The sequence below is a fragment of the Steroidobacter agaridevorans genome (assembly GCF_009932555.1).
GTDB classification, from domain to species: domain Bacteria; phylum Pseudomonadota; class Gammaproteobacteria; order Steroidobacterales; family Steroidobacteraceae; genus Steroidobacter; species Steroidobacter agaridevorans.
Map to the genome: position 1 here is coordinate 502,113 of NZ_BLJO01000006.1, position 26,093 is coordinate 528,205.

At 62.8% G+C, this 26,093-nt stretch carries 23 protein-coding genes; 15 read left to right on the top strand and 8 right to left on the bottom strand.

What is annotated here, in order from left to right:
- The first annotated feature begins 115 nt into the window (after positions 1 to 115).
- The 3 genes from uvrD to GYH35_RS23250 are packed head-to-tail and all read left to right on the top strand — an operon-like array spanning position 116 to position 5,127.
- A complete protein-coding gene (uvrD, locus tag GYH35_RS23240) occupies positions 116 to 2,284 on the top strand; it encodes a DNA helicase II (RefSeq protein WP_161829655.1) in 2,169 nt (722 codons plus the stop codon).
- Positions 2,245 to 3,669, top strand: a complete 1,425-nt coding sequence (gene trkA, locus GYH35_RS23245; RefSeq protein ID WP_407700221.1) for a Trk system potassium transporter TrkA — start codon at positions 2,245 to 2,247, stop codon at positions 3,667 to 3,669. The genes uvrD and trkA overlap by 40 nt, the downstream gene beginning before the upstream one ends.
- 9 nt (positions 3,670 to 3,678) lie before the next feature.
- On the top strand, positions 3,679 to 5,127 hold the full coding sequence (locus GYH35_RS23250) for a TrkH family potassium uptake protein (protein ID WP_161810284.1): 1,449 nt from the start codon (positions 3,679 to 3,681) through the stop codon (positions 5,125 to 5,127).
- A gap of 25 nt (positions 5,128 to 5,152) precedes the next feature.
- On the opposite strand, the gene GYH35_RS23255 is transcribed toward GYH35_RS23250, so the two are convergent.
- Together GYH35_RS23255 and mrcB are read right to left on the bottom strand one after the other, a co-directional pair.
- Complete coding sequence (locus GYH35_RS23255; protein ID WP_161810283.1) at positions 5,153 to 5,653, bottom strand: tetratricopeptide repeat protein; 501 nt, start codon at positions 5,651 to 5,653, stop codon at positions 5,153 to 5,155.
- Between the two features lie 103 nt (positions 5,654 to 5,756).
- Positions 5,757 to 8,069 carry a penicillin-binding protein 1B gene (mrcB, locus tag GYH35_RS23260; RefSeq protein WP_161810282.1) on the bottom strand — a complete coding sequence of 771 codons (2,313 nt, stop codon included), beginning with the start codon at positions 8,067 to 8,069 and terminating at the stop codon, positions 5,757 to 5,759.
- Positions 8,070 to 8,220: 151 nt separating this feature from the next.
- On the opposite strand from mrcB, the gene GYH35_RS23265 reads away from it, so the two are divergent.
- Entirely contained in the window at positions 8,221 to 9,882 is a 1,662-nt protein-coding gene (locus GYH35_RS23265; protein ID WP_161810281.1) for a cation:proton antiporter, read from the top strand.
- 365 nt (positions 9,883 to 10,247) lie between these two features.
- Here the strand turns inward: GYH35_RS23265 and GYH35_RS23270 are convergent, their stop codons facing one another.
- Both GYH35_RS23270 and GYH35_RS23275 read right to left on the bottom strand, forming a co-directional pair.
- Positions 10,248 to 11,285, bottom strand: coding sequence for a glycosyltransferase family 4 protein (locus GYH35_RS23270; RefSeq protein WP_161829605.1), 1,038 nt, complete (start codon positions 11,283 to 11,285; stop codon positions 10,248 to 10,250).
- Positions 11,282 to 12,097, bottom strand: coding sequence for a UDP-2,3-diacylglucosamine diphosphatase (locus GYH35_RS23275; protein WP_161810279.1), 816 nt, complete (start codon positions 12,095 to 12,097; stop codon positions 11,282 to 11,284). Before GYH35_RS23275 ends, GYH35_RS23270 begins: the two co-directional genes overlap by 4 nt.
- A gap of 508 nt (positions 12,098 to 12,605) precedes the next feature.
- Here GYH35_RS23275 and dtd point away from each other — a divergent pair.
- The 7 genes from dtd (at position 12,606) to GYH35_RS23310 (ending at position 20,017) form a co-directional block, all read left to right on the top strand.
- Entirely contained in the window at positions 12,606 to 13,067 is a 462-nt protein-coding gene (gene dtd, locus GYH35_RS23280; RefSeq protein ID WP_161810278.1) for a D-aminoacyl-tRNA deacylase, read from the top strand.
- 78 nt (positions 13,068 to 13,145) lie between these two features.
- Complete coding sequence (tatA, locus tag GYH35_RS23285) at positions 13,146 to 13,376, top strand: twin-arginine translocase TatA/TatE family subunit (RefSeq protein WP_161810277.1); 231 nt, start codon at positions 13,146 to 13,148, stop codon at positions 13,374 to 13,376.
- A 20-nt stretch (positions 13,377 to 13,396) separates the two neighbouring features.
- On the top strand, positions 13,397 to 13,822 hold the full coding sequence (tatB, locus tag GYH35_RS23290) for a Sec-independent protein translocase protein TatB (protein WP_161810276.1): 426 nt from the start codon (positions 13,397 to 13,399) through the stop codon (positions 13,820 to 13,822).
- Positions 13,823 to 13,830: 8 nt separating this feature from the next.
- Entirely contained in the window at positions 13,831 to 14,598 is a 768-nt protein-coding gene (gene tatC / locus GYH35_RS23295; protein WP_202624533.1) for a twin-arginine translocase subunit TatC, read from the top strand.
- A 153-nt stretch (positions 14,599 to 14,751) separates the two neighbouring features.
- Positions 14,752 to 16,230 (top strand): peptide MFS transporter, encoded by a 1,479-nt coding sequence (locus GYH35_RS23300; protein ID WP_161829606.1) that lies wholly within the window; start codon positions 14,752 to 14,754, stop codon positions 16,228 to 16,230.
- Between the two features lie 18 nt (positions 16,231 to 16,248).
- Positions 16,249 to 18,066 (top strand): M2 family metallopeptidase, encoded by a 1,818-nt coding sequence (locus GYH35_RS23305; protein WP_161829607.1) that lies wholly within the window; start codon positions 16,249 to 16,251, stop codon positions 18,064 to 18,066.
- A 4-nt stretch (positions 18,067 to 18,070) separates the two neighbouring features.
- Positions 18,071 to 20,017 (top strand): OPT family oligopeptide transporter, encoded by a 1,947-nt coding sequence (locus GYH35_RS23310; protein WP_161829608.1) that lies wholly within the window; start codon positions 18,071 to 18,073, stop codon positions 20,015 to 20,017.
- On the opposite strand, the gene GYH35_RS23315 is transcribed toward GYH35_RS23310, so the two are convergent.
- Positions 20,001 to 20,375 (bottom strand): phage holin family protein, encoded by a 375-nt coding sequence (locus tag GYH35_RS23315; protein WP_161829609.1) that lies wholly within the window; start codon positions 20,373 to 20,375, stop codon positions 20,001 to 20,003. The two genes, GYH35_RS23310 and GYH35_RS23315, sit on opposite strands and share 17 nt — an antisense overlap.
- A 151-nt stretch (positions 20,376 to 20,526) precedes the next feature.
- Between GYH35_RS23315 and GYH35_RS23320 the strand changes: the two genes are divergently transcribed.
- Positions 20,527 to 20,925, top strand: coding sequence for an MAPEG family protein (locus tag GYH35_RS23320; RefSeq protein ID WP_161810270.1), 399 nt, complete (start codon positions 20,527 to 20,529; stop codon positions 20,923 to 20,925).
- 4 nt (positions 20,926 to 20,929) lie between these two features.
- Here the strand turns inward: GYH35_RS23320 and GYH35_RS23325 are convergent, their stop codons facing one another.
- The 3 genes from GYH35_RS23325 to GYH35_RS23335 all read right to left on the bottom strand — a co-directional run bounded on the left by GYH35_RS23325 (position 20,930) and on the right by GYH35_RS23335 (position 24,687).
- The gene (locus tag GYH35_RS23325; protein ID WP_161829610.1) at positions 20,930 to 21,961 is read right to left on the bottom strand and encodes a GGDEF domain-containing protein; all 1,032 of its coding nucleotides are present in this window, start codon (positions 21,959 to 21,961) and stop codon (positions 20,930 to 20,932) included.
- A gap of 6 nt (positions 21,962 to 21,967) precedes the next feature.
- Positions 21,968 to 23,245, bottom strand: coding sequence for a S41 family peptidase (locus GYH35_RS23330; RefSeq protein WP_161829611.1), 1,278 nt, complete (start codon positions 23,243 to 23,245; stop codon positions 21,968 to 21,970).
- Between the two features lie 272 nt (positions 23,246 to 23,517).
- The gene (locus tag GYH35_RS23335) at positions 23,518 to 24,687 is read right to left on the bottom strand and encodes a murein hydrolase activator EnvC family protein (RefSeq protein WP_161810267.1); all 1,170 of its coding nucleotides are present in this window, start codon (positions 24,685 to 24,687) and stop codon (positions 23,518 to 23,520) included.
- 109 nt (positions 24,688 to 24,796) lie between these two features.
- On the opposite strand from GYH35_RS23335, the gene GYH35_RS23340 reads away from it, so the two are divergent.
- The 3 genes from GYH35_RS23340 (at position 24,797) to secB (ending at position 26,092) form a co-directional block, all read left to right on the top strand.
- Positions 24,797 to 25,243 (top strand): rhodanese-like domain-containing protein, encoded by a 447-nt coding sequence (locus GYH35_RS23340; protein WP_161810266.1) that lies wholly within the window; start codon positions 24,797 to 24,799, stop codon positions 25,241 to 25,243.
- Positions 25,243 to 25,509 (top strand): glutaredoxin 3, encoded by a 267-nt coding sequence (gene grxC, locus GYH35_RS23345; RefSeq protein ID WP_161810265.1) that lies wholly within the window; start codon positions 25,243 to 25,245, stop codon positions 25,507 to 25,509. Before GYH35_RS23340 ends, grxC begins: the two co-directional genes overlap by 1 nt.
- Before the next feature lie 85 nt (positions 25,510 to 25,594).
- Positions 25,595 to 26,092: a protein-export chaperone SecB gene (gene secB / locus GYH35_RS23350; protein WP_161810264.1), complete on the top strand. Its 498-nt coding sequence runs from the start codon at positions 25,595 to 25,597 to the stop codon at positions 26,090 to 26,092.
- The last annotated feature ends 1 nt before the right edge of the window (position 26,093 follow it).

Consider the following 26,093-nt stretch of genomic DNA (forward strand, 5'->3'; position numbering starts at 1 on the left):
CCGGCAACCCGCTCTAGCCGCACAGCATATAGAAACGGCCGGCCTGCTAGAATGCGCGGCCTCGGTTCACGCCCCCGCCCCACTCTCGGGCGGCGGCCAGTCGTGAGGTCTCGCTCTGGACGTTTCTGATTTACTTGAAGGACTTAACGACGCTCAGCGCGCCGCCGTCGCGGCTCCGCTGGCGCCGACTCTGGTCCTGGCCGGCGCCGGCTCTGGCAAAACGCGGGTGCTCACCCACCGCGTCGCCTGGCTGGTGCAGGTCGAAGGCTCCTCCCCGCACAGCATTCTGGCGGTGACCTTTACCAACAAGGCCGCCGGCGAGATGCGCGCGCGCATCGAAACCATGCTTGGCGTGCCGAGCGCTCCCCTGTGGATCGGCACTTTCCACGGCATCGCGCATCGCCTGCTGCGCATCCATTGGCGCGACACGAATCTGCCGCAGAGCTTCCAGATCATGGACTCGGACGATCAGCTGCGCGCCATCCGACGGCTGCTGAAAGCGCAGAACCTCGACGAGGAGCGCTGGGTCCCGAAAGAGATCATGTGGTTCATCAACGCCCGCAAGGACGAGGGCCTGCGCGCCAAGCAACTCAAGGATGACGGCGATCCGACGCGGCGCATGTTCATCAAGTTGTATGGGCTGTATCAGGAGCAGTGCGACCGCGCCGGTGTGGTGGACTTCGCCGAGCTGCTGTTGCGCGCTTATGAGCTGTTCCGCGATAACGCGGCCCTGTTGGATCACTACCGCCAACGTTTCCGCCACGTGCTGATCGACGAGTTCCAGGACACCAACACGATCCAATACTCGTGGTTGAAGCTGCTCGCCGGTCCCGAAGGCTTGCCGTTCGCGGTCGGCGACGACGACCAGTCGATCTATCGCTGGCGCGGCGCTCGCGTGGAGAATCTGCACCAGTATCGTCGCGACTATCCCAACGTGCAGATGTTCCGACTGGAGCAGAACTACCGCTCCACCGGCAACATCCTCGCGGCGGCCAATGCACTCATCTCCAACAACGGCGGCCGCCTCGGCAAGAATCTGTGGACCAGCGGCGAACAAGGCGATGCGGTCAAGCTGTACGCCGCGTTCAACGAGCGCGACGAAGCGGACTTCGTCGTCAATCGGATTCGCGACTACGTGATGAAGGGCGGCCTGCGCAGCGAATGCGCGATCCTATACCGCTCGAACGCGCAGTCGCGAACGTTCGAAGAAGCGTTGCTCACGCACCGCATTCCCTATCGCGTGTACGGCGGCCTGCGATTCTTCGAGCGCGCCGAAATCAAAGACGCGCTCGGCTACCTGCGGTTGATGCACAACCGTACCGACGATGCATCGTTTGAACGCGTCGTGAACCTGCCGACCCGCGGCATCGGTAACAAAACGCTCGACATGATCCGCAACTATGCCCGCGCCAATGCCACCTCGATGTGGGAGGCCGCGGGCTCGAGCATCAAGGAGATGGGCGCACGTGGCGGGCAGGCGATACACGCCTTCTTGTTGCTGATCGAGCAGCTGGCGGAGCAAACGCGCACGTTGCCGCTGCACGAGCAAGTCGATCATGTGATTCATGCAAGCGGCCTGGTCGCGCACTATCAGCAAGAGAAAGGCGACCGCGGCGAAGCGCGCGTCGACAACTTGAACGAATTGGTGTCCGCCGCGCGAGGCTATGAGCCTGAAGGCGACGTCGACATTTCACCGCTCGCCAACTTCCTCTCGCACGCCGTGCTGGAATCGGGCGAAGAACAGGCCGGCGCCGGCGAAGATGCCGTGCAGATGATGACGCTGCATTCGGCCAAAGGCCTGGAATTCCCCGTGGTGTTCCTGTGCGGTATGGAAGATGGCTTGTTCCCGCATCAGCGCTCGATCAGCGATGTGGACGGGCTCGAGGAAGAACGCCGCCTTTGCTACGTCGGTACGACGCGCGCCATGAAACAGCTGTATCTCACCTACGCTGAGCAACGACGCCTGCACGGCGTGGACAGCTACGGCACGCCGTCTCGCTTCATCCGGGAAATTCCCGCCTCGCTGATCGAAGAGATCCGACCCCGCATCCAGATCTCTCGCCCGATCTACTCGACCCCTCGAAGCATGGGCGGTCGGGTGCAGGAAGATCCCGGCGCCATGGGCGGCGTGCGCCTCGGCCAGCGAGTGCGTCACGGCAAGTACGGCGAAGGAACGGTGCTCGATCTCGAAGGCCAGGGCAGCCAGGTGCGCGTGCAAGTGAACTTCGAGCGCCAGGGCACCAAGTGGCTGATGCTGGCGTACGCGAAGCTGGAACCGGTATGAAAATAATCATCCTCGGCGCCGGACAGGTGGGTCGCACCGCCGCCTACCATCTGGCGCGAGAAGCGGCGAACGAAGTCACGGTCGTCGATGTGAATGACGAGCTGCTGCGCGATCTGCAGGACCGTCTCGACATTCGCACGCTGGTCGGCAGCGGCACGCAGCCAAGCGTTCTCGAGGCCGCGGGCGCACGCGACGCCGACATCTTCATCGCGCTAACCAACAGCGACGAAGTGAACATGGTCGCCTGTCAGATCTCGTGGAGCCTGTTCAACAAGGACTCGACCCGCATCGCCCGGATCCGCTCCGCCGATTTCACCAAGCACACCAAGCTGTTCTCGCACGAGGACCGCGCATTCGCCGTCGATGTGCCAATCAGCCCCGAACAGCTGGTGACCGAGCACGTCGTGGCCTTGATCAAGTATCCGGGCGCGCTGCAGGTGCTGGACTTCGCCGACGGTCGCATCCGCCTCGTCGGCGTCAAAGCCTTGCAGGGCGGCGCGCTGGTCGGTCAGCAACTGAAACAATTGCCGACTCACATCGAAGGACGCGATGCACGCGTCGCGGCGATCTATCGCGGCGGCCATAGCATCAAGCCCGAGGGCGAAACGGTCATCGAGCATGGTGACGAGGTGTTCTTCATCGCGGCTCGCGAAGACATCCGTCTCGTGATGAACGAGATGCAGCGGTTGGAAGACCCGGTGCGCCGTGTCGTCATCGCCGGCGGCGGCAACATCGGCTTTCGGCTCGCGCAGACGCTGGAAGTGAATCATCAAGTCAAGCTGATCGAACGCGACCCGCGGCGTGCCCGGCGGGTATCGGAGCAGCTGAGCAACACCATCGTGCTCAGTGGCGATGCCGCCGATGAGGAGTTGCTGCTGGAAGAAAACATCGACAGCGCCGACGCGTTCGTCGCGGTCACCAACGCCGAAGAAGCCAACATTCTGTCGGCGATGCTGGCGAAGCGGCTGGGCTGTCACAAGGTCATGGCGCTGATCAACCGCCCGGCCTACGCCGAGCTCATGCAGAGCGGCTCGATCGACATCGCCTTGTCGCCGCAGCAGGTCACTATCGGCTCGCTGCTCGCTCACGTGCGGCGTGGCGACGTGGTTCGCGTGCACTCGTTGAGACACGGCGCGGCCGAGGCGCTGGAAGTCATCGTGCACGGCGTGCAGGGCGAGGGCCGGGTGATCGGCAAACGAATCGAAAACATCCCATTGCCCGAGGGAACGACCATTGCCGCCATCGCACGCGGCGATCAGGTCCTGATAGCGCACCACGACACCGTGATCCAGCGCGACGACCACGTGATTCTGTTCCTCACCGACCGCCGCCACGTCGAAGCGGTCGAGCGCTTGTTCGATGTGCCGCGCCGGCACGCCAGATAAGCGCCCTCGATGAACTTACTCACCGTCCAGCGCATCATGGGGCAGTTGCTGATGTTGTTCAGCGTCACCCTGCTGCCGCCCATCGGCGTGTCGCTCTACTATGCGGACGCTCATTGGCAACCGTTCTTCGATTCGTTCTGCGGCATGCTGGTCGTCGGTGCGCTCATCTGGTGGCCTGCGCGCAAGGCGCACCGCGAGCTGCGGGTTCGAGATGGCTTCCTCGTGGTCTCGCTGTTCTGGATCGTGCTCGGCCTGGCGGGCGCGGTGCCGCTGCTGATTTCGGATAGACCCGAGCTCGGGTTGACGGACGCCGTGTTCGAAGCCGTCGCGGGATTCACGACCACCGGCGCAACCGTGCTGGTCGGCATCGAAGAGCTGCCGATCTCCATCTTGTATTTTCGTCAGCAGACGCAGTGGCTCGGCGGCATCGGCATAGTCGTGTTGGCAGTTGCCCTGCTGCCGATGCTAGGCGTCGGCGGCATGCAATTGTTGAAAGCGGAGAGCCCCCGGCCCGCGAAGGACGTACGACTCACGCCGCGCATTACCGAGACAGCGAAAGCTCTGTGGGTAATCTATGTGACGCTCACTGTCTTATGCGCCGCCTGCTACTGGATGGCTGGAATGTCGCCGTTCGATGCGATCGCGCACAGCTTCTCGACCGTATCGACCGGCGGCCACTCGACCCACGATCTGAGCTTGGGCTACTTCGACAACGTCGCAATCGAGATCGTAGCGTCGCTGTTCATGCTGCTCGGCTCGATCAACTTCGCTTTGCATTTCTTCGTTTGGCGCTATCGGCGCCTGCAGGATTATTTCCGCGATCCGGAGTTGCGCGCGTTCCTGATCCTGGTGACGTGCCTGTTCCTGCTGACGTTGGGAATGCTGCTCGTCAAAGGCGTCTATACAACGGACACCGCGATTCGGACGTCGGTGTTCACGGCGATTTCGGCGCAAACCGGCACGGGCTTCTTCACCACCGACTACTCGGTATGGCCCGGCGCGATCCCGGTCATCCTGGTGCTCGCGACCTTCATCAGCGGCTCGGCGGGCTCAACGTCCGGCGGCATGAAAGTGATTCGCTGGCTGCTGATCTGGAAACAAGGCCAACGCGAAGTTCAGCGGCTGATCCACCCGAGCGCCGAAATTCCGGTGCGCATCGGCAGCAAGCCGGTCGACTGGCGCATCATCGACTCGGTGTGGGGATTCTTTGCCGTGTACATGATCCTGTTCGCGGTGCTGATGGTATTGATGATGATCGCGGGCGCCGACCACGTAACGGCGTTCTCCGCGATCGCGGCGTGTATCAATAATTACGGCGTCGGCCTGGGAGAGGTCGCCTCGAACTTTCGCTCGATCTCCGATGCTGGCAAATGGCTGTGCGTGATCGCGATGTTGCTCGGGCGCCTGGAGATCTTCCCGCTGCTGGTCATCGCGACGCCATCGTTCTGGCGTCGCTGAGACGGCGCTTCAGCGAACGCCCGTCTTAGCGAACACCCTGGGCTCGCAATAGCGCTTCCTGCGCTTCGGAGTTCTTGCCTCTGGCGCGCAGCGACTCGGCGATCAAAGTCCACGCCGACGAGTTCGCCCTCGGCGCATTGACGGACATGGACGCCGCCTTGCGGCCCATGTTCTCGGCCTGGACGTAATTCCCTTCCGCCTGCCGTACCTTGCCCAGCTCGATCCACAGCAGCGGATTGTCCGGCTCGATACGCAGCGCGCGCTCGATCGAGGACGCCGCGACCGGATAGTTCTTCGACTGCAGTTGGATCTGCGCCTGGCTCACCAGCGCTCGTGAAGCGGCGCTCAACACCGGCTCGCGAACGACCGGCGCGGGTGGCGGCGGTTGCTCGACCGGCGGTTCGGGCGCCGGGGCGGGACGTGTTTCGACCGGCGGCTCCTGCGTCGGAGGAGGCACCGGAGCGGGCGGCGCCGGCGCGCGATAAGGAGGAGGAACCGCGCACGCCGAAACGACGAGCACAGCCACGAGCGAGGGAAGTTTCCGCTGCCAGGTAATCACAAGATTGTTAGACCGTCATCGACTGAAAAAGTGTTCGCCCGAAACTGAACCGCTGGATTCAGGCGCCTCGTCATTGCCGGGTGATGCCTCGCCACCATTCTTTGGCCTTCTCGCCGAATTCCCCGAACACGTTGGTTCCGCATGACGGCTGCATCGGCAACTCGGTCCCCTTGGGCACGGCAATGGCGATCGGTTCCTCGCCGCAGTCCGGCCGGGCGCCCAGGCCGGTCGGGAATTCTATCCAGGTTTCTTCCAGGCTTTCCGGCAACGGCGCACTCCAGGAAGTTGTTCCAAGATTCGCCATCAGGCGCGACCACACCGGCAGCGAGCCCGATGAGCCGGTCAGTCCGGTGGGCGAATTGTCATCGTGCCCGATCCATACCACCGCGAGATGGCTGCCGGAGAAGCCCGCGAACCAGCTGTCACGATAGTCCGAAGACGTGCCCGACTTGCCGGCCACCACGACATCCGGCGGAATCTGCGCACGCGCGCCTCGGCCACTGCCGTGCTCGATGACTTCGACCATCATGCGATTCACCTGATAAACCGCGTCGGGGCTCGCCACTGGCGTCACTTCCAGAGCAAACGACTTCAGCGGCTTGCCTTCCGTGTCGAGCACCGACCGCACCGCCCGCAGCGGCGTGCTGAAGCCGCCGTTCGCAAACGCGTTGTACAACTGCGCCACTTCCAGCGGAGAAACATCGAGCGATCCGAGCAACACCGAAGGCAACTGCGGCGGCTCTTTCTCCAGACCGAGCGCCACGAACTCACGCGTTACTTTGGGCAGGCCCACCGACATGCCGAGATTCACAGTCGCCAGATTCATGGACTGCGCGAGCGCGCGCACCAGCGGCACGGGACCGTAATACTGCTCGGAAATATTCTTCGGCTCCCAAAGCTGGCCGTTCGCGAGCTTCACGGATACCGGACCGTCTTCGACGATGGACGCGGCATTGAACTGGCCGCTTTCGATGGCGGCCAGATAGATCACCGGCTTGACCAGCGAGCCGATCGAGCGCTTCGCATCCAGCGCGCGATTGAAGCCGGCAAAGCTCGCCTGCCGGCCGCCGACCATTGCGATGACTTCGCCGTTCTGCGGGGCCGTGACGACGACTACGCCTTCGAGCGGCGCCTTCGACTTCGTCTTGCGAGTTTTGTCGAGCCGATCGAGCTCCTGGGTCAGCGCCTTTTCGGCTTGCGTCTGCACGGTCGGGTCGAGGGTCGAGAAGATCCGCAGCCCGGCCTCGGTCAGATCTTCTTCGCGATAGTCACGTCGCAGCGTGCGACGGACCAGATCGAGGAACGCCGGGTAATAACCGCCGCCCGCCTGCGAGCCGGAGCTGACGATGCCGAGCGGTCGCTTCGCCGCCTTGTTCGCCATGTCGGGCGCGATGACGCCATGCTCGGCCATCAGCTTCAACACCATGTCGCGCCGCTCGCGCGCACGCTGCGGATGACGACGCGGATCGTAGTAGGACGGCCCGCGCACGATGGCGACCAGCAATGCAACTTCGTGCAGCTGCAGCTCGGCTAGCGGCTTGCCAAAGTAGAACTGACTGGCGAGACCGAAGCCGTGAATCGCACGCTGGCCGTCCTGGCCGAGATAGATCTCGTTGATGTACGCATTCATCAAGTCCTGCTTGCTGAAATGCACTTCCAGCAGCATGGCCATGATGGCTTCCTCGATCTTGCGACCGATCGTGCGCCGGTTGTCGAGGAAATAACTCTTCACCAGCTGCTGAGTGAGCGTCGAGCCGCCTTGCTCGATCGCGCCGGCGCGCAAGTTCACGAACGCGGCGCGCATGATGGCGGTGGGATTGACACCCCAGTGCGTGTCGAACTTACGGTCCTCCACGACTTTCAGCGCCGACGGCAACAGCTGCGACACTTCCTCGGGCGTGACCACGACGCGGTCTTCACCGTGGATCGGGAAGATGCTGCCGATCAGCAGCGGGTCGAGCCGAAAGATCGGCACTTCCTCATTGCGGCCGTTGCGCAGATCCTCGACGGCGTTGCCGTTTGTTTTGATGGTCAGCAGCTGCGGCTCCTGCAGCGCATCCCAGAACTGGAAACGACGATTGATCAGATCGATGCGCGTGCCTTTACGGCTGTAGCTGCCGGGATGCTGGGGCTTGTCGACGCGCTGGTAGCCGAGCCGCTGCAAATCCTGCTCGAGCGTTTCGGCGCTGAAGGTCTGGCCGACATACAACTCGGTGGGCTGGGCATAGACCTGCGCGGGCAGCGTCCAGCGGCGTCCCTCGAATTGACTGGTGATCTTGCGGTCCAGCGTGAACACCCAGACGGTGAACGCGATCGCCGCGACGCCGAAAGCGAGGGCCACGCCGGCAAAGATCTGCTTGCGATATTTTTTCAGTGCTCTCATCTCGAATACGTGTCATCCACTGCAGGATTACTGCGACCAGCTTGCGGCAGGATTCGGGCAAACCCGTGGCAAAGTCGCGACGCATGCTACATTGCCGTTGCCTTTTGCGCCGGAACTCAAAGCCGCCCTCAGGCCCCCCGACGACTCATGCATGAATCATGAAATACCTCTGGTCCTGAACGTCGCGGTCGCGCTCGGCATCGCGGTGGCCGGCGGCTTTCTCGCCAGCTGGCTGCGCCAGTCGCCGATCTTCGGCTACTTGCTGGCCGGCGTGGCCATTGGACCGTTCACCCCGGGATTCGTTGGCAACCGCGAGCAAATCGCACTGCTGGCCGATGTAGGCGTGATCTTCCTGATGTTTGGCCTGGGCGTGGCATTTTCGCTCAAGGACCTGGCGCGGGTGCGGGCCATCGCCACCATCGGCACCTCGGTGCAGGTGGTATTGACGATTCTCGGCGGCACGCTGGCCGGCATCGTGATGGGCTGGGGTGTGCTGGCGGGCACGGTGTTCGGCATCGCGCTCGCGGCCAGCAGCTCCATGGTGATCCTGAAAACATTGCTGGACCGAGGCGAGATCGCCTCCAGCCATGGCCGGCTGCTGCTGTCGATGGCGATCGTGCAGGACCTGATCATCGTCGTGCTGATCGTGGTGCTGCCGCAGCTGGTCTCGACGCAGACCGGCGCATCGCCGATGGAAGTCGCCGTCGACGTCGGCATCACCATTCTGAAAGCGACGGTGTTCATCGGCGTGTCGCTGGCCGTCGGTCTGCGAGCCGTGCCGTTTCTGATGGGCCATGTCTCGAGAATGCGCTCGTCCGAATTGTTCATCGTCACTGCCGCCGTGCTGGCGCTGGGCGCGGCGAGTGTCAGCACGCTGCTCGGACTGTCGCCCGCGCTTGGGGCATTCGTGGCCGGGCTGCTGCTGTCGGAGAGCGAGTTCGATCATCGCGTGATCTCCGAGGTCGTGCCGGTGCGCGACCTGTTCGCGACGCTGTTTTTCGTGTCGGTGGGCATGCTGATCGATCTCAATTTCATCGTCACGAACTGGCCGGCGGTGCTGGCGGTGGCGGCTTTCACTGTGCTGCTGAAGTTCGCGGCTACCGCGATCGGCATCGTGCCGTTCCGCTTGACCGCCCGCACCGCGGCCTTCACCGCGCTCGGCATGATCCCGGTCGGCGAGCTGAATTTCGTACTGGCGCAAATCGGCCTGCAGACTCAGGCCCTTTCGCCGCAGCTCTACAATCTGATTCTCACCTCGGCGCTGGTCACCATCGTGCTGACGCCCTCGGCATTCGCCATCGCGCCCAAGGTCGGCGAATTCATGCTGCACAATCGCGGGTTGCGCCGTTGGTTCGACACCGGCACCGGCGCGAGCGGCGAAGGCGCGCAACTGGAAGCTCATGCGATCGTCATCGGCTACGGCCGAGTGGGCCAAAGCGTCGCCCGCGGCTTGCGGGAGGCGGGAATCAGCGTCGCCGTCATCGATTCGAGATTGTCACGGGTGCGGGACGGCGTGGCCGATGGCTTGCCAGCAATTTATGGCAACGCATTCTCGCCTACCGTGCTGGAAGCTGCTCATGTCGCCAATGCCCGACTCGCCGTCGTCGCCCTACCCGACTTCGCCCCCGCCCGGGCGGCGATCAGCCAGTTGCGTCACCTTAACCCGTCGGTGGTTATAGCAGCGCGGGCTGAGCAGTCGGTGAATGAGCCGGCCTTACGCGCCGCCGGGGCTCACTTGGTCATTGTCCCGGAGCTCGCCGGGGCGACTGCGTTGTTGCATGGGGCGTTGGATATGTTGGGGGCGGCTCGGTAAGGGTGCGGTTGATGCGTTTCGGTGGCTCGGCGTCGCGCTACAGAGTGCCGTTCGATGCGTCGGTAGCTCGGCGAGGCGCTGCCGAGTGCGTTTGACGCGTTGTGGTTCGGCAGCGTCAGGGTGGGAGTGTCTCCTTCCGGCACCGGGCGCCCGCCGGAGCGCATTGCGCCCCTCGCGTCACGTCCATGATGAGCCCTGCTGTTTCGGCCCCGTCCGTGTGCCGAAAAGCTGCCGGAAGGAGACACTCCCACCCTGACGCCGCCCGATAGCGCAGAGGAGCTGCAAGGTTGAAAGGCAAAGAGAGCCTGGAGCCATGGTGTGAGATTTTCTGGCTCTCCTCGTGGTAGACGATTCTTCTCCGGCGCTTAGGCCGAGTCGAGCGCCGACTCAGCTACCCCAGCAGTTGCCGTTCTCGGTGCGAGATGAGAAAGAAACTGCCGCGTCGCTGTTTCCCACGTATTTGCTAGCGCGTAAGCGCGGCATTGGTTTGGATCGAGCTTGAGCGCAGCTAACGTGGCGGCGCGGAGATCTTCGTTGAGTTCGCCAGTGACGCCTTGAGTCACGACGTCGATGGGACCGGTGACAGGATAAGCAGCGACCGGAACGCCGCAGGCCATCGCCTCTAGCATCACCAAACCAAACGTGTCCGTGCGGCTGGGAAATACAAACACATCCGATGCAGCGACATGCGACGCGAGCTCTTCGCCGAATTTGAAGCCGACGAATTTCGCGTTCGGATATTTCGCTTCCAGCTCGGCGCGCGCGGGGCCGTCGCCGACGACGACTTTGGTGCCGGGCAGGTCGAGCTTCAGGAAGGCTTCGATGTTCTTCTCGATGGCCACTCGCCCCACATACATCGCGACAGGCCGAGGAAAATCCAGGAAACGCTTGTCTCTTGGCTTGAATAAAGAAACATCCACACCGCGAGTCCATCGCACGATGTTCCTGAACCCGCGTGACTCGAGCAGACGCTGCATCGCCGGCGTCGCGACCATGGTGCGTGCGGCCGCCGAATGGAAGCGACGTAAATGTGCGTAACTCACCGCAAGCGGAATCGGCACCCGCGCGCGCACGTACTCGGGAAATTGAGTGTGATACGACGTAGTAAACGGAAACCGCCGGCGCAAACACCACTTCCTCGCCGCCGCGCCCAATGTTCCTTCGGTGGCGATGTGAATCGCGTCCGGCCCGAACTCTTCGAGCAACGATGACGCACGCCCGTACGGCAGCCACGCCAGCCGGATTTCCGGATACGTAGGACACGGAAACGTTTTGAACTGATTCGGCTCGACGATGCGCACGTCATGGCCGAGCGCGCGCAAGCCGTCGGCGGTCGTGCTCAGCGTCTTGACGACACCATTGGTTTGCGGGCGCCACGCATCGGTAACGATCGCTATCTTCACGCGGCCTGCCCGATCGGCAGCGTTGCAACCACCCCGGTGTGCGCCACCACTTGTTTCTGCTCCGTCCAACGCAACAACGACATGTGGCCGTCGTCGTCTTCGGTCAGCACCGTGCAGCTCTCGACCCAGTCGCCGTCGTTGCAATAGGTGATGCCGTCGATCTCGGTGATCTCGGCGCGGTGGATGTGGCCGCAGACGATGCCGTCGAGGTTGCGGCGCTTCGCTTCATCGGCCAGCGCGCGCTCGAAGTTCGCGATGTACTTCACCGCGTTCTTCACCTTGTGCTTCAGGAACGCGGCGATCGACCAGTACGGCGCGCCAAACGCGCGCCGGAAAAAATTCACATAGCGATTCAGCTTCAGAATAAAGGCGTAAGCGCGATTGCCGAGCGCTTCGAGCAGCGGGCTCGCTTTGATGACGCTGTCGAACTCGTCGCCGTGCAGGACCAGGAACTTGCGACCGTCGGCGTTCTCGTGGACGAACTCGCGATGAATCTCGACATTGCCGAACACCATGCCGCAGTACTCGCGGAACACGCTGTCGTGATTGCCCGGGATGTAGATGACGCGCGTGCCGGCCTTGGCTTTGCCGAGAATGGTCCGGATGACGTTGTTGTGTTCCTGCGGCCAGAAGAACGAACGCTTCAGGCTCCACATGTCGATGATGTCGCCGACCAGGTAGAGCGTGTCGCACTCGACCGAGTGCAGGAAATCCAAGAGGTAGTCCGCGCTGCAGCCGCGGAAGCCCAGATGGATGTCGGAAATGAACACGCTGCGGAAGCGGAAGACCGGTTTGCTCGGAGTCGGGCTCATGGTTCACCTCCTGCGACGAGGCTTTGCGGTGCGCGCAGACTCGGCCCGGAACGTGACCGGTAAATGACAACGGCGGGAAGTTTCTTTGACGGGTCAGCGGGTTGGGCGGAGAAAACTCCATGACAGGTCAGGAGCTGTCATAAGCCCGCCCCGAGGCACGGCCGGGCCGGCCACAGCGCTCAATCCAGCAGCAAGTTTCATTTTCGAGCTGCTGTTGAGGCTCGGGAGTGCACATCGGCGTCCAGACCAGCGATTATTGCGCCTGATTTTTCCACTTGTACCTTCGATCGCGCCAAAGGCCACAGACGTATCTCCCGACGGCCGCGAAGCGGCCTGCGTTCCGAGCTAGCGGTCAAACAGACGGACAATCTGCTGCTGAGTGGAGACCCTGCGCCGGGATTAGCGCCGATCTTGCACTTTTGTGGAAAATATTCGCTGTTACGGAATCTTCATTCATGTCTCACCCGCGTCCGCTATCCTGCGGAAACCCTCCAAACACCGGTTTCCGATGATCGGCCTGCTCCAGCGCGTCACCCACGCCGAAGTTCGTGTAGCCGATCGCCAAGTCGGCGCCATCGAGACGGGATTGTTGGTATTGGTGGGCGTGGAGCGCGGCGATAGCGAGTCGCAGGCCGACCGGCTGCTGGAACGGCTGTGCACCTACCGCGTTTTTCCAGACAGCGAAGGCCGTATGAATCGCAGCCTGCAGGACATCGGCGGACAGCTGTTGCTGGTTTCGCAGTTCACACTGGCGGCGGACACGCGCAGCGGCACTCGACCCGGCTTCAGTCCGGCCGCCGCGCCCGAGGAAGGGCGGCGGTTGTTCGACTATCTGGTCGGGCGGGCACGAGCGCGCCTGGGCGCGGTCCAAACGGGAGAGTTTGGCGCCAACATGCAGGTCAGCCTGACCAATGACGGTCCGGTCACGTTCTGGCTGCAGGCGCCGCCGGAAGGATCGGGCAAGGGCTAGAGTTTTCCACGGCCGCCGACACCCAATCGACAAGTGGGTGGCGTATGATCCGGCGGCTTTGCGAAGCGGGAGAGTCGAATGGGCATCGGTTTCAAAGAACTTCTGATCATCCTCGCCATTGCGCTGTTGATCTTCGGCGCCAAGCGGCTGCGGACGATCGGCTCGGATCTGGGTGGCGCGGTCAAAGGCTTCCGGAAAGCCATGGACAGCGAGGACGAGAAGGAGACTCAGCAGCTCAATTCGCCCCAGAAGGACGCGGACTTCAACTCGACGTCCGAGAAGACGGGCAGCAAGAGCTCCAACGCTTGATGCTCTGACCCGGACGCGCGATGTTCGAAGTCGGCTTCACCGAGATCGTCCTGATCCTGGGCCTGGCGCTGCTGGTGCTGGGACCGGAAAAGTTGCCTGGCCTGGCCGAGAAGGTCGGCCGCTGGACCGGCCGTGCCCGCGCCATGGCGCGTCAGCTGCGCACGCAGCTGGAACAGGAAGTGTCCCTGGACGAGATGGCCAAGTCCCGTCCGATGCAGTCGCCGCCGCCCGCATCGCCTCCGCCCCCGACCGATACCGCCACGCCGGCTGAACCTCCCCATGCCGAGACCACGGTCAATGCTGAGGCAGCCGCGCCAAGCGAGCCGCAACCCGCCAGCGATCAACCTCACAATGCTTCGGGACTGGATCTGCAAACCATGGTTTCCGGCATGGAGCCGCCGCCACAATCGGCTGCCGAGACGCCCGCGACAAAAGCTGTGCAATGAGCTCGCGCATGAGTGCTGACGAGCGTGAACAATTAGCCGAAGGCACGCTGATCTCGCACCTGGTCGAATTACGCGACCGGCTGATGCGTGCGGTGATCTGCATCGGCATCGTATTTCTGCCCTGTGCCTATTTCTCGAACCAGCTGTTCACGCTGGTCGCGACGCCGCTGATCCAGAAGATGCCGGTGGGCACTTCCATGATCGCGACCAGCCTGGTCTCGCCATTTCTTGCGCCGCTGAAGCTGGCGCTGTTCGTCGCGCTGTTCATCTCGATGCCTTATGTGCTGTATCAGGCGTGGGCGTTCGTCGCACCCGGTTTGTACAAGCATGAGAAGCGCTTTGCCGTGCCGCTCGTGGTCTCGAGCATCGTGCTGTTCTACGCCGGCGTGGCGTTCGCCTACTTCGTCGTGTTCCCGCTGATGTTCACGTTCTTCACCACCAGCGCGCCGGCCGGCGTGCAGATGATGACGGACATGCAGAACTACCTGGATTTCGTGCTGCTGCTGTTCTTCGCGTTCGGTATCGCGTTCGAAATCCCGGTGGCGACCGTGCTGCTCGCCTCGACCGGCATGGTCAGCGTCGACACGATGGGCAAGAACCGCGGCTACGTGCTGCTGGGAATTTTCGTCGTCGCCGCGTTCCTGACGCCGCCGGATGCGATATCGCAGACCATGATGGCGGGGCCGATGTACCTGCTGTACGAGATCGGCATCCTGCTGTCGCGCTTCCTGTTGAAGAAGCGGGCCGAGACCAAGACGGACGACGACGCGACCTGAACGTCTCGGTATACACGATAAGCTTTTGAGCTTCGCGCCTTGCTCCGCAGCGCGCTCTCGGTGAGACTGCGCCTCCATGATTTCTGTCATGGTTGTCACCCATAACAACAGCAGCGCCGCGCCCGCGAGCTGCCGCAGGGAGATCCTTCCCATATGAATCAAAGCATCGAACGCGATTCCACCCATGGGCCGCAGATCTTCGGGCATCCCCGCGGGCTGATGACCCTGTTCGCCACCGAAGCGTTCGAGCGCTTTACCTACTACGGCATGCGGGCCATCCTGATCCTGTTCATGACCGCGGCCATCGCCGATGGCGGGCTGGGCCTGGACGATCGCACCGCCAGCGCGATTTACGGCTTGTACATTTCCGGCACGTATCTGCTGTCCCTGCTGGGCGGCTGGATCGCCGACCGCCTGATCGGTCAACAACGCGCGGTGGTCTGGGGCGGCGTGATGATCATGCTCGGCAACGGCTGCCTCGCCACCGGCAACACGCAGCTGTTTTTCATCGGCCTGATGGTGATCGTGCTCGGCGTCGGTCTGCTCAAGCCCAACATCAGCGCCATCGTCGCGCAGCTCTATCCCGAAGGCGGCTCGCGACGCGATGCCGGCTTCTCCATTTTTTACATGGGCATCAACGTCGGCGCGACGCTGGGCTCGCTGCTGGTGCCGATGGCAGCTGAAGCGTTCGGTTGGAATGCGGGCTTCGCATTGCCGGCGATCGGCATGTTGATCGGCCTGGTGCAGTTCCAAGTCACCAAACATTACCTCGGCACCTCGGGTGTCGTGCCGATGGGCGAGCCCGCGACCTGGACGCCCATTGTCGGTTTCATGGTCGTGCTCGTCGCGGTCATGGCAGCGGTGCTGCTCGGCATGGTCCAGCTCGATCCCCTCGCTGTCTCGAAGGCGCTCAACTGGGCCCTGGTGGCGCTGGCCGCCGGCTTTTTCGGTTACCTGCTGTTCGCCGCCGGTCTGCAGCTGGATGAGCGCAAGCGCGTCGTGGCGATGATCGCGCTGTTCATCGCCTGCGCCATGTTCTGGGCGGGCTTCGAGCAGGCCGGCGCATCGTTCAACCTGTTCGCCGAGCGTCACACCGATCGCGTGATGTTCGGCTGGGAATTGCCGGCCGGCACGCTGCAAGCGGTGAACCCGGCGTTCATCATTGTTTTCGCGCCGGTGTTCGCGGCGATCTGGGTGAATCTGGGCCGTCGCAATCTGGATCCGTCGGCGCCCGCGAAGTTCGCCATCGGCCTGATCCTGATGGGCTTCGGCTTCCTGGTGATGTTCCTCGCCGCGCGTTACGTCGTCGCGGGCGAGAAAGTGCTGCCGACCTGGCTCATGCTCACGTATCTGCTGCATACATTCGGCGAGTTATGTCTGAGCCCGGTGGGCCTGAGCTCGATGACCAAACTCGCGCCGCCGCGCTTCGTCGGCCAGGTCATGGGCCTGTGGTTCCTCGCGACCGCGCTCGGCAACAACCTCGCCGGTCAGTTCGCCGGCGAGATCGATCCGAACAATCTGCCCGGCATGCCGGGTCAATTCCTGTATCTGTTCTGGTGGGGCTTCATCGCCGGCGTGGTGTTGCTGGTGCTGACCCCGTTCATCCGCAAGATGATGGCGGGTGTGAAGTAACTCCGTCGGAGAACAGCCATGACTCGTCTATGCGTGCGACTGACTGCAGCGGTCGCGTCCGTGCTTGCTATTGCGGGCTGCGAGCGCAAGCCACAGCCTCCCGCGGCTCACGCCGAAAACGCAGACGCGTTCATCGAGCGTCTCAACCGCGAGCTTGCGGATCTGTCGAAAGAGCAAAGTTCGGCGGGCTTCGCGTACGCGACCTTCATCAATGTCGACACCGAGTTCCTCAATGCAAAGGCCAACGAGCGCGTGCTGGAATATTTCAGCGGCGCGGTCGAGAAAGCCAAGGCTTATAAACCGGATCAGCTGAGCCCTAATGCCGCGCGCTCGGTTCAATTGCTCAAGCTCGGTGTGGCTGCGCCCGCGCCCGCCGATGCTACGAAGCGTGCCGAGCTGGCAGCCGTCACTTCAAAAATGGAAGGCATGTACGGCGCCGCCAAGTACTGCCCGAAGGGACCCGAATCCTGTAAGGACCAGACCGAGCTCAGCGACATCCTCGCCAACAGCCGGAACTACGACGAACTGACCGAGGCGTGGACCGGCTGGCATTCGACGGCGCGCCCCATCCGCAAGGACTACGTGCGCTTCGTCGAGCTGGCGAATGAAGGCGCGAAAGAACTGGGCTTCACGGATCTCGGCGCGATGTGGCGCTCGAATTACGACATGCCGCCGGACGATTTCACCAAGGAAGCCGCGCGACTGTGGGAACAAGTGAAGCCGCTGTACGGCTCGCTGCACTGTTATGTTCGCGGCAAGCTGCAGAAAACGTACGGCCAGGAGCACGTGCCGTCGAACAAGCCGATTCCAGCGCAGCTGCTCGGCAACATGTGGGCGCAACAGTGGGGTGAGATCTATCCCCTGGTCGAACCCTACCCTGGCGCCACTGACGTGAATGTGACCGCGGCGCTGGTGAAACAAAAATACGATCCGGTGAAGATCACGCAGTCGGCCGAGAATTTCTACGTCTCTCTCGGCTTCCCGAAACTGCCGCAGACTTTCTGGGAACGTTCCTTGCTCGCGAAGCCGCGCGATCGTGACGTGCAGTGTCATGCCAGCGCATGGCATATGGACGGCAAGGAAGACGTGCGTATCAAACAGTGCATCGAGCCGACGCAGGAACACCTGATGACGGTGTATCACGAGCTCGGCCACGTGTTTTACTACTTGTCCTATAAGGACCAGCCGTACCTGTATCAGAGCGGCGCGAACGACGGCTTCCACGAAGCCATCGGCGACACGGTGAATCTGTCGATGACGCCGGCTTATCTGCATCAGATCGGACTCGCTGGCGCGGTCAAGCCGAGCAAGGAAGCGACCATCAACCAGCAGATGCGGCTGGCGCTCGACAAGCTCGCGTTCCTGCCGTTCGGCAAGCTCATCGATGAGTGGCGCTGGAAAGTGTTCTCCGGCGAGATCAAGCCCGAGAACTACAACGCCGCGTGGTGGCAGCTGCGCGAGCAGTATCAGGGAGTGGCCGCGCCCGTGCCCCGCACCGAAGAGGATTTCGATCCGGGCGCGAAATATCACATCCCGGCCAACACGCCGTACACGCGCTATTTCCTGTCTTACATCCTGCAGTTCCAGTTTCATCGCGCACTCTGTCAGGCGGCCGGATTCCAAGGCCCGCTGAACGAATGTTCGATCTACGGCAACGAGGAAGCCGGCAAGCGCTTCCGCGAAATGCTGGCGCTGGGCCAGAGCCAGCCCTGGCAGGACACGCTCGAAAAGCTGACCGGCACACGAGAAATGGATGCATCGGCGATCACGGAATATTTCGCGCCGCTGCTCGCCTGGCTGGAAGAACAGAACAAAGGCCAAACCTGCGGCTGGTGATCTCATGAATACATCTGCGACTCAAAGCCCGCCGCAGCTGACGCCGCGCGCGATCATTCTGTCGGTCGTGCTCGCGATGATTCTCGCGGCCGCGAACACCTATCTTGGTTTGTTTGCGGGTCTCACGATCGCGACCGCCATTCCCGCCGCCGTCGTATCGATGGCGGTGCTACGTCTGCTCGGCGGCGGTCACATTCTCGAGAACAACATCGTGCAGACCGGCGCGTCGGCCGGCTCATCGATCGCCGCTGGCGTGATCTTCACGGTGCCAGCGCTGGTGATCCTCGGCCACTGGACCGACTTCCAATATTGGTGGGTGCTGGCGATCGCGGGTTTGGGCGGCATCCTCGGCGTGTTGTTTTCGGTGCCATTGCGTCGCTCGCTGATCGTCGATCAGCAGCTGGCGTTTCCTGAAGGCAAAGCCGCGGCTGAAGTGCTGAAGGCCGGCGAGAATCCGGCCAGCGGCATTCGCGTGCTCGCTGCTGCTTCTGCACTGGGCGGCCTCGGCAAGCTCATTGCGGCGAGCGGCCTGCGTCTGGTGCCCGACTCGGCTGCGTTCGGCGGCTTCATCGGCAAGGGCATCGCGTACATGGGAACGAACCTGTCGCCGGCGCTGCTCGGCGTGGGTTACATCGTGGGTCTGAACATCGGCATCGTGGTGGTGGCGGGCGGCATCCTGTCCTGGAACATCGCCATCCCGATCTACAGCGCCTACTTCCTCGACGGCAATCCCGATCTCGCGGCTCGACTGGTCGGTGCGAGCGCTGAAGACGCGGCCGGCGCGATCTGGAGCGCGGAGATCCGCTACCTCGGCGTCGGCGCGATGTTGATCGGTGGCATCTGGACGCTGATTTCGCTGCGCAAGTCGCTCATGTCCGGCATCCGCAGCGGTCTGGACGCGGCACGAGCCGGCGCCTCGAAAGTAGTCGCGGAAACGGAGAAGGATCTGCCGATGAAGGCGGTGCTGATCGGCTTGATCGCGTTCACCCTGCCGCTGGCGGGGCTGTATCACGCGATCGTGCAGAACTTCGCCGTATCCATCCCGATGACGATCATCATGATCGTCGCGGGCTTTTTGTTCAGCTCGGTGTCGGCGTACATGGCGGGCCTGGTGGGCTCGTCGAACAATCCGGTCTCGGGCATCACCATCGGCACCATCTTGTTCGCATCGCTGGTGTTAGCCGCGCTCATGGGCAGCAATGCTCCGCTGGGTCCGGTCGCCGCGATCGTGATCGGCGCGGTGGTCTGTTGTGCGGCAGCCGTCGCCGGCGACAACCTGCAGGACCTGAAGGCTGGTTACATGATCGGCGCGACACCGTGGCGGCAGCAGGTGATGCTGGCGATCGGCGCAGCCTCATGCGCGCTGGTCATGGCGCCGGTGTTGAACCTGCTCGCCAAAGCGTATGGCATCGGCGTCCCCACACCCGATCATCCGAATCCGTTGCTGGCGCCGCAGGCGACGCTGATGGCTTCAGTGGCGAAAGGTTTGTTTGGTGGCGAGCTGCCGTGGGATTTGATCTGGATCGGCGTAGCGATCGGTGCGGCGATCATCGTTTGCGATGAGATCCTGAAGAAGCGCGGCGCTAATTTCCGCACACCGGTGCTGGCCGCGGCGGTGGGTATTTATTTGCCGCTGGATCTGACCGTGCCGATCTTCCTCGGCGGCTTGCTGGCCCATCTGGTCGAGCGTGCGGCGGGAGTTCACAACGATCCTGACGCCGCCGAGCGCATTCACCGCAAGGGTGTGTTGTTCTCCGCCGGTTTGATCACGGGCGAGGCGCTGCTCGGCATCGTGATCGCCATTCCCATCGTGTACAGCGGGAGTGCGGATGTGCTGTCGTTGCCGGAGTTCCTGCACTTCGGCGAATTGGTGGGCCTGGCGATCTTCGCCGTGGTCGGTTGGATCCTGTATCGGGTCGCGGTGAAGGGCGCGCTTACTTCTTCATCGTGATCACTTCGACGCGGCCGTTGTTGGCGATCATGCCCGAGGCCAGCCAGGAAGTGAGACTCACGATCAGCGATGCACCGAGCGCGGTCCAGAAGCTGTTGATGGCGAAGCCGCCGAGCAGCAAGGCCACCAGGCCGAGCATGCCGGCATTGATGACCAGCAGGAACAGCCCCAGCGACAGCAACGTCAGCGGCAGGGTGAGGATCACGGCGATCGGCCGGACGATGGCGTTGACGATTCCGAGCAGCACCGCGGCCGCGAGCAACGTCACCGGGCCATCGAACTGCAGCCCGTCGAAGAGTTGGGTGGCCAGCCAGAGTCCCAGGGCGACGATGGCGGCGCGAAAGATAAATCCGGTCATGATGCGATCCTCGTGGCGCGACGGGTAAGCTACGGCTCACATCCGTCGCGCTCATGATACGCCTATCTTGTGTCGGTGCTGGGCAGGATGCCCGAATGCAGCGGGCACATGGACGTGCAGGAGCTGCCCAGTTCGTCAATGAGGGAACGCAATGCCTTTTGTCGCAATCGTCACCGTGGTCGCCCTGCTGCAGTTCTTTTGGCTGGCGCTCCAGGTCGGTTTTGCCCGAACCCGCTATGGAGTGGCGGCGCCGGCCACGAGCGGCAACGAAATCTTCGAACGCCACTTCCGGGTCCACATGAACACCCAGGAACAGCTGGTGATGTTCCTGCCGACGCTATGGATTTTCGCAGCTTATGTCAGCCCGCTGTGGGCGGCGGCGCTGGGGGTCGTGTTCATTCTGGGCCGCGCCATCTATGCCATTTCGTATGTGCGCGAGCCCAAGAGCCGCTCGCTCGGCTTCGGGCTGAGCATCTTCCCGGTCCTGATCATGCTGATCGGTATCGGGGTCTGGGCGATCCGCGCGATTCTGATGGGCGCGGCGGGCTGAGGATTTATTCCGGTGGCCGGCGCAGCGCGCGATCCTGCTGCATGTTCTGATCGGCCAGGATCATCAGCTCCTTCGGATAAAGATGATCCTCGGGAAAGTTGGCGGTACCGACATTGACGTTGGCGCGGATCAACCGATTCGCGACTGAGACGGTGCCCGCATAAACATTGTTACGAATGCGCGTGGCGATGGCTCCGCCCATCGCCGAATCCGCCTCGGTCAACAACACCACGAACTCGTCGCCCCCGAGCCGCGCCGCCACGTCCGAAGTGCGAATGGAACGAGTGATGGCCGCGGCCACCGCGCCCAGGATCTGACTGCCCGCTTCGTGGCCCATCGTTTCGTTGATGTGGGCCAGGTTGTCCACGTCGACCACGACGATGGTGTAAGGCCGGCCGAAGCGTTCGGCCTTGCGATGTTCCTGTTGCAGGATCTCTTCGAACGAGCGCAAGTTCAGCAAGCCGGTCAACGCATCGGTCGAGGCCAGATCGCTGATCCTTTGCACGGCGCTGTTCATCTGTTCGATCAACGCCGCGATGATCAACGCGACGGCGGCGCCCGGCGCCAGCACGCTCAACAATTGCACACCGAACTCGGGACCGGCGATATCCATCTGCGGCGTCAGCGCGCCGAGCAGGAAGCCGACCGCTGCGATGACGGTCGTCAGTAACAGCACGACCCACCAGCGACCGAAGGCCAGCGACGCGCCGACCAGCGGGATCAGATACAACGGCACGAGGAAGCTGTGCGCCGAACCCGTCGCCACAGCGAACAACGTGATACAGACGATCAGCGCGGCGATATCGATGCAGTGCTGACGCGCGATCGGCCGCTGGAACGCGGGCACCGTGCGCGAGAAAAGAATGCTGACGGTGAGCAGGCCCAGCGCCGTTGCGGCCAGCATGGGCCGCTCGACCGACTCAGGAACGAATGCGAATTGCAGCGCGCCGATCGCGAGCGTCAGCAGCTCCAGGCACAACAATGCCCTGGCGGCAAATCCCTGAGTTTGGGCCGCGGCAGGCTGGGCCGAGCGCATGCAATGTTACGGAGCGCGACTCTGACGAATGGCGCCGACCGCCTTCTGCTGCAACGTGCTGAGTGCGAGCTGCAGCTCGACATCCTCCTTGCTGCCGTAGGACTCGGTGACATCCACGCCGTCCTTCGGCTTGGGCACGTCGTTCTCGTTCACCATCACGTCGGGCTTGATGCCCTTCTCGTGAATCGACGCACCGGACGGCGTGAAGTACTTCGATGTCGTGAGCTTGATGGCGTGGCCATCGGACAACGGCAGCACCGTCTGTACCGAGCCCTTGCCGTACGTCTGACGACCGACCAGCGTGGCGCGACGATGATCCTGCAAGGCGCCGGCGACGATTTCCGACGCCGAGGCCGAGCTGCCGTTCACCAGCACCACCATGGGCGCGCCTTCGAGCGTATCGCCCGGGTGAGCATCCATTTCAAAACGAGCGTCGGCGGCGCGGCCATTGGCCGTCACGATGACACCGTCTTCGAGAAACACGTCGGACACACCCACCGCCGCTTCGAGCACGCCGCCGGGATTGTTACGCAGATCCAGCACCAGGCCGCTCAGCGCTGCGCCATTCTTTTTCTTCAGCGACGCGAGCGAGCGTTCCAGATCGGACGTGGTCGTTTCGCTGAAGTGCGAGATGCGCACATAGCCGACGCCGCCATCGAGCAGTTGGTCGCGCACGCTGTGAACCTGCACAGCCGCGCGAGACAAAGTGAATTCGAGAGGATCCTTTACGGCGGCGCGCGCAATGCTGATCTTCACCGCAGTACCGGCCTTGCCGCGCATACGATCGATCGTGTCGTTCAGGTTCTCGACACTGACTGGCACGTCGTCGACCGCGAGAATGGTGTCGCCCGGCAGCACACCCGCCTTCTGCGCCGGCGTGCCTTCGATGGGGTTCACGACCTTCACCACGCCGTTTTCCAGCGCGACCTCGATGCCGACGCCGGAATATTCACCGGTGGTGCTGATGCGGATCTCGTCGAACTCCTGCGGGTCCAGATACGCAGAATGCGCGTCGAGGTCGGCGATCATGCCGCGGATGGCGGCCTCGATCAGCTCCTGGTCGGAGATGTTTTCGACATATTCCTTGCGGACGTGCTCGAGCACTTCGGCGAGCAGGCGCGCGTCCTGCCACGGCACGGTCTTGTCGCCGTCATTGTCGCTCTCGTCGTTCATGACGGCGGTCGGCGGCTCGATCTCCCGCTGCGCCTGGACCGTGCGTCCCATCGACAGGCCAAAGCCCATGATGACGCCGACGCCCAGAATCAGCGCGAAACGAAACGGCATGACTACACGTGACATGAGGGGGTGAGAATTCAAGTTCGGCGGCCTTTAAACATAGTACACGTCCAGCTCGCGGCGACAATGCGGCCCACGGCCGTCGCGAATCCGGGACGCCGTTCAAGGAATGGCCAAAAATCCTGTGACAGAGAGATCACGGCATCCAAACCGTGACCCCCGTCTAAGCGCAGTGGTTCTAGGCTGTCAGTCCGACGCTGGCAGCGACAATCAGTCCATGGCTGAATCGGCTGACCAGCCGCTTCGGACCCGCTGCACGGTCAGCGTTTTGCCAACCAGTCGGCCGGGTCGAGCGCCGAGCGGCCTTTGCGGATCTCGAAGTACAAACCCGGCTTGCCCATGCCTGCGGCATCCCCCACGGCGGCCAGCACATCGCCCGGCTGAACGCGATCGCCGACGCGGCGATACACCTGCTCGTTGTGACCATACAAGCTCATATAGCCGCCGCCATGATCGAGCACGACCAGCAAGCCCAGGCCCGGCAGCCAGTCGGCATAAACAACACGACCATAATACGGCGCGCGCACTTGGGTGCCGCGGTCGGCGGCGATAACCATGCCCTGCCATTTCAGAGGTCCGCCGGCACGTAACGTTCCGAAGCGCGCCAGCAGCGAGCCCTTCACCGGCCAGGGCAGCTTGCCCTTCACGCGCTGGAAGGGCTGTTCGGCCAGCTCGGGAAATTCTTCGATCGCCCGGCGCAGCTCTTCGACCAGTTTCTCCAACGCCTGCGCTTCACGCTGCAACTTGGCGAGCTCGTCGTTGCGGTTTCTTATTTTCGATTGGACCTGGGCGAGCGTGCGCGCCCGCTGATCGCGGGCGCCGGCGAGCGACTTCACGTTGTTCGCCTGATCTTCCTCGAGCTGTCGCAGTTGATCGGTCTCGTTGGCAATGCTCTCTGCCAACAGCTCGAGATGAGCCAGATGCTCACTGATCGCCGTAATGCGTTCGGCGCGCGCGCGACCGAAATATCCGTAGTACGCCATCATGCGTCCCAGCCGCGCTGGGTCTTGCTGATTGAGCAGCAGCTTCAGCTGCTCCTGACGGCCATTCATATATGCCACGCGCACTTCGGCCGCGAGCGCATCCCGCTCGTCGTCGATGCGCTTGCTGGTGCTCTGCTGCTCGGCCTTGAGATCGGAAAGTCTGTTCTCGGCGGCAATCCGGCGGGCGCGCACATCCGAAAGCCGCTCGCGGGCCGATTGAATCTTCAGCTCGGCTTCCTTTACCTGCCCGGCCAGCGCATCCCGGCGCTCGGCTTCGGCCTGGATGCTGCGACGGATGGAGTCGATTCGATTACGAACCTGCTTGAGCTCGGCTTCCTTGGCGGCAGGGGTGGGCGCGGCGGCCCAGGCTTGAAAAGCCCCGGTCCCCAACCCCACTGTGCACACGATGGCCGCCAGGACGGCCGTGACGAGACGCAACTTTGACATTGGCTAGGCGAAACCCAGGTCCCGAACCTTGTGAAACTGGCAGCGTGGCCCGGCTGTTATACTTCGCGCCCTTTTGCCAGCCCCACGGGTTGAATCCCGACCTGCTGCAATGAATCGATTCTTTGAATACACCACCAACCATCCGTTCCTGATCGCCGCTGCGGCGATTCTCGCCGTTCTTGCGGTCGTGATCGAGATGCGTCATCGCTCTCGCGGCGCCAGCGCCATCGGCACGGCGGATGCGGTCCGGCTCGCCAACACCGGCGCGCTGGTGGTCGACGTTCGGGACAGCAAGGACTACGAGGCTGGACACATCATCGAGGCGCGCCACATCCCTGCGGCTGAAATTGGCAGCCGCGCGGAATCCTTGAAGAAATTCAAGGAGAAGCCGGTCATCGTCTATTGCGATGCCGGCTTTACCTCGGCCGGAGCCGCACGCCAGCTGCGCGCTTCGGGTTTCAACAAAGTGGTGACCTTGAGCGGCGGTCTGAACAGCTGGCGGCAGGAAAACCTGCCGTTGGTGAAGGGCGGCGCCAAGAAGGACGGTAAGCACTGATGAGCGAAATCGTGATGTATTCAACCGGGTGGTGCGGCTACTGCCAGCGCGCGCGCAATCTGTTGGAGCGCAAAGGGGCGGCCTTTCGTGAGATCAAGGTCGACGAAGTGCCGGGCGAGCGCGAAGTGATGCTGCAAAAGAGTAACGGCCGCCGTACCGTGCCGCAGATCTTCATCGGCGAACGCCATATCGGCGGTTACGACGACCTGGCGGCTCTCGATAGAGCCGGCGAATTGGATAAACTGCTGGCCCAATTGCCCAAGTAAGGTCAGGGCAGACCCGGCGCGGCTCCAGTCACATTCATGTATTCCGCGCTCATTATTATTCGACGAATACGACAGAGGACTCGACATGGTTGACGAAGTACCCGCCTCCAACGGCCAGAACGCCGACCCCAATGCGCCGCAGTTCGCGCCGCAGGCGGTGTATCTGAAAGATGTGTCTTTCGAGGCGCCGACCGGCCCGCGCGTCAATCCGAACACCAACCCCACGATCAACCTGAACCTCAACACCGCGGTGAACGACATCGGCGGTGACATGAAGGAAGTGGTGCTGACCGTGCGCGTCGAAGCCCAGGCCGATAACAAGACGCTGTGGCTGGTCGAGTTGCAGCAGGCGGGCGCGTTCGGCTTGCGCAATGTGCCGCAGGCCGACATGCAGCGTCTGCTCGGCATTTTCTGCCCGAACTACTTGCTGCCCTACGCGCGCCAGGTGATCTCCGATCTGCTCATGAAGGGCGGTTTCCCGCCGTTCCTGCTGCCACCAGTGAACTTCGACGCGCTGTTCGCGCAGGCCGCGGCTCGTCAAGGGCAGCAGCCGACGGCTCCGGGCGCTCCTTCCGTCAACTGAT

What these genes read in the sequence shown, in the direction of transcription:
- GYH35_RS23250 (WP_161810284.1), top strand. Translation starts at nt 3,679, where the DNA reads ATGAACTTACTCACCGTCCAGCGCATCATGGGGCAGTTGCTGATGTTG.
- mrcB (WP_161810282.1), bottom strand. Translation starts at nt 8,069, where the DNA reads ATGAGAGCACTGAAAAAATATCGCAAGCAGATCTTTGCCGGCGTGGCC.
- GYH35_RS23265 (WP_161810281.1), top strand. Translation starts at nt 8,221, where the DNA reads ATGAATCATGAAATACCTCTGGTCCTGAACGTCGCGGTCGCGCTCGGC.
- GYH35_RS23275 (WP_161810279.1), bottom strand. Translation starts at nt 12,097, where the DNA reads ATGAGCCCGACTCCGAGCAAACCGGTCTTCCGCTTCCGCAGCGTGTTC.
- dtd (WP_161810278.1), top strand. Translation starts at nt 12,606, where the DNA reads ATGATCGGCCTGCTCCAGCGCGTCACCCACGCCGAAGTTCGTGTAGCC.
- tatA (WP_161810277.1), top strand. Translation starts at nt 13,146, where the DNA reads ATGGGCATCGGTTTCAAAGAACTTCTGATCATCCTCGCCATTGCGCTG.
- tatB (WP_161810276.1), top strand. Translation starts at nt 13,397, where the DNA reads ATGTTCGAAGTCGGCTTCACCGAGATCGTCCTGATCCTGGGCCTGGCG.
- tatC (WP_202624533.1), top strand. Translation starts at nt 13,831, where the DNA reads ATGAGTGCTGACGAGCGTGAACAATTAGCCGAAGGCACGCTGATCTCG.
- GYH35_RS23300 (WP_161829606.1), top strand. Translation starts at nt 14,752, where the DNA reads ATGAATCAAAGCATCGAACGCGATTCCACCCATGGGCCGCAGATCTTC.
- GYH35_RS23305 (WP_161829607.1), top strand. Translation starts at nt 16,249, where the DNA reads ATGACTCGTCTATGCGTGCGACTGACTGCAGCGGTCGCGTCCGTGCTT.
- GYH35_RS23310 (WP_161829608.1), top strand. Translation starts at nt 18,071, where the DNA reads ATGAATACATCTGCGACTCAAAGCCCGCCGCAGCTGACGCCGCGCGCG.
- GYH35_RS23315 (WP_161829609.1), bottom strand. Translation starts at nt 20,375, where the DNA reads ATGACCGGATTTATCTTTCGCGCCGCCATCGTCGCCCTGGGACTCTGG.
- GYH35_RS23320 (WP_161810270.1), top strand. Translation starts at nt 20,527, where the DNA reads ATGCCTTTTGTCGCAATCGTCACCGTGGTCGCCCTGCTGCAGTTCTTT.
- GYH35_RS23325 (WP_161829610.1), bottom strand. Translation starts at nt 21,961, where the DNA reads ATGCGCTCGGCCCAGCCTGCCGCGGCCCAAACTCAGGGATTTGCCGCC.
- GYH35_RS23330 (WP_161829611.1), bottom strand. Translation starts at nt 23,245, where the DNA reads ATGCCGTTTCGTTTCGCGCTGATTCTGGGCGTCGGCGTCATCATGGGC.
- GYH35_RS23335 (WP_161810267.1), bottom strand. Translation starts at nt 24,687, where the DNA reads ATGTCAAAGTTGCGTCTCGTCACGGCCGTCCTGGCGGCCATCGTGTGC.
- GYH35_RS23340 (WP_161810266.1), top strand. Translation starts at nt 24,797, where the DNA reads ATGAATCGATTCTTTGAATACACCACCAACCATCCGTTCCTGATCGCC.
- grxC (WP_161810265.1), top strand. Translation starts at nt 25,243, where the DNA reads ATGAGCGAAATCGTGATGTATTCAACCGGGTGGTGCGGCTACTGCCAG.
- secB (WP_161810264.1), top strand. Translation starts at nt 25,595, where the DNA reads ATGGTTGACGAAGTACCCGCCTCCAACGGCCAGAACGCCGACCCCAAT.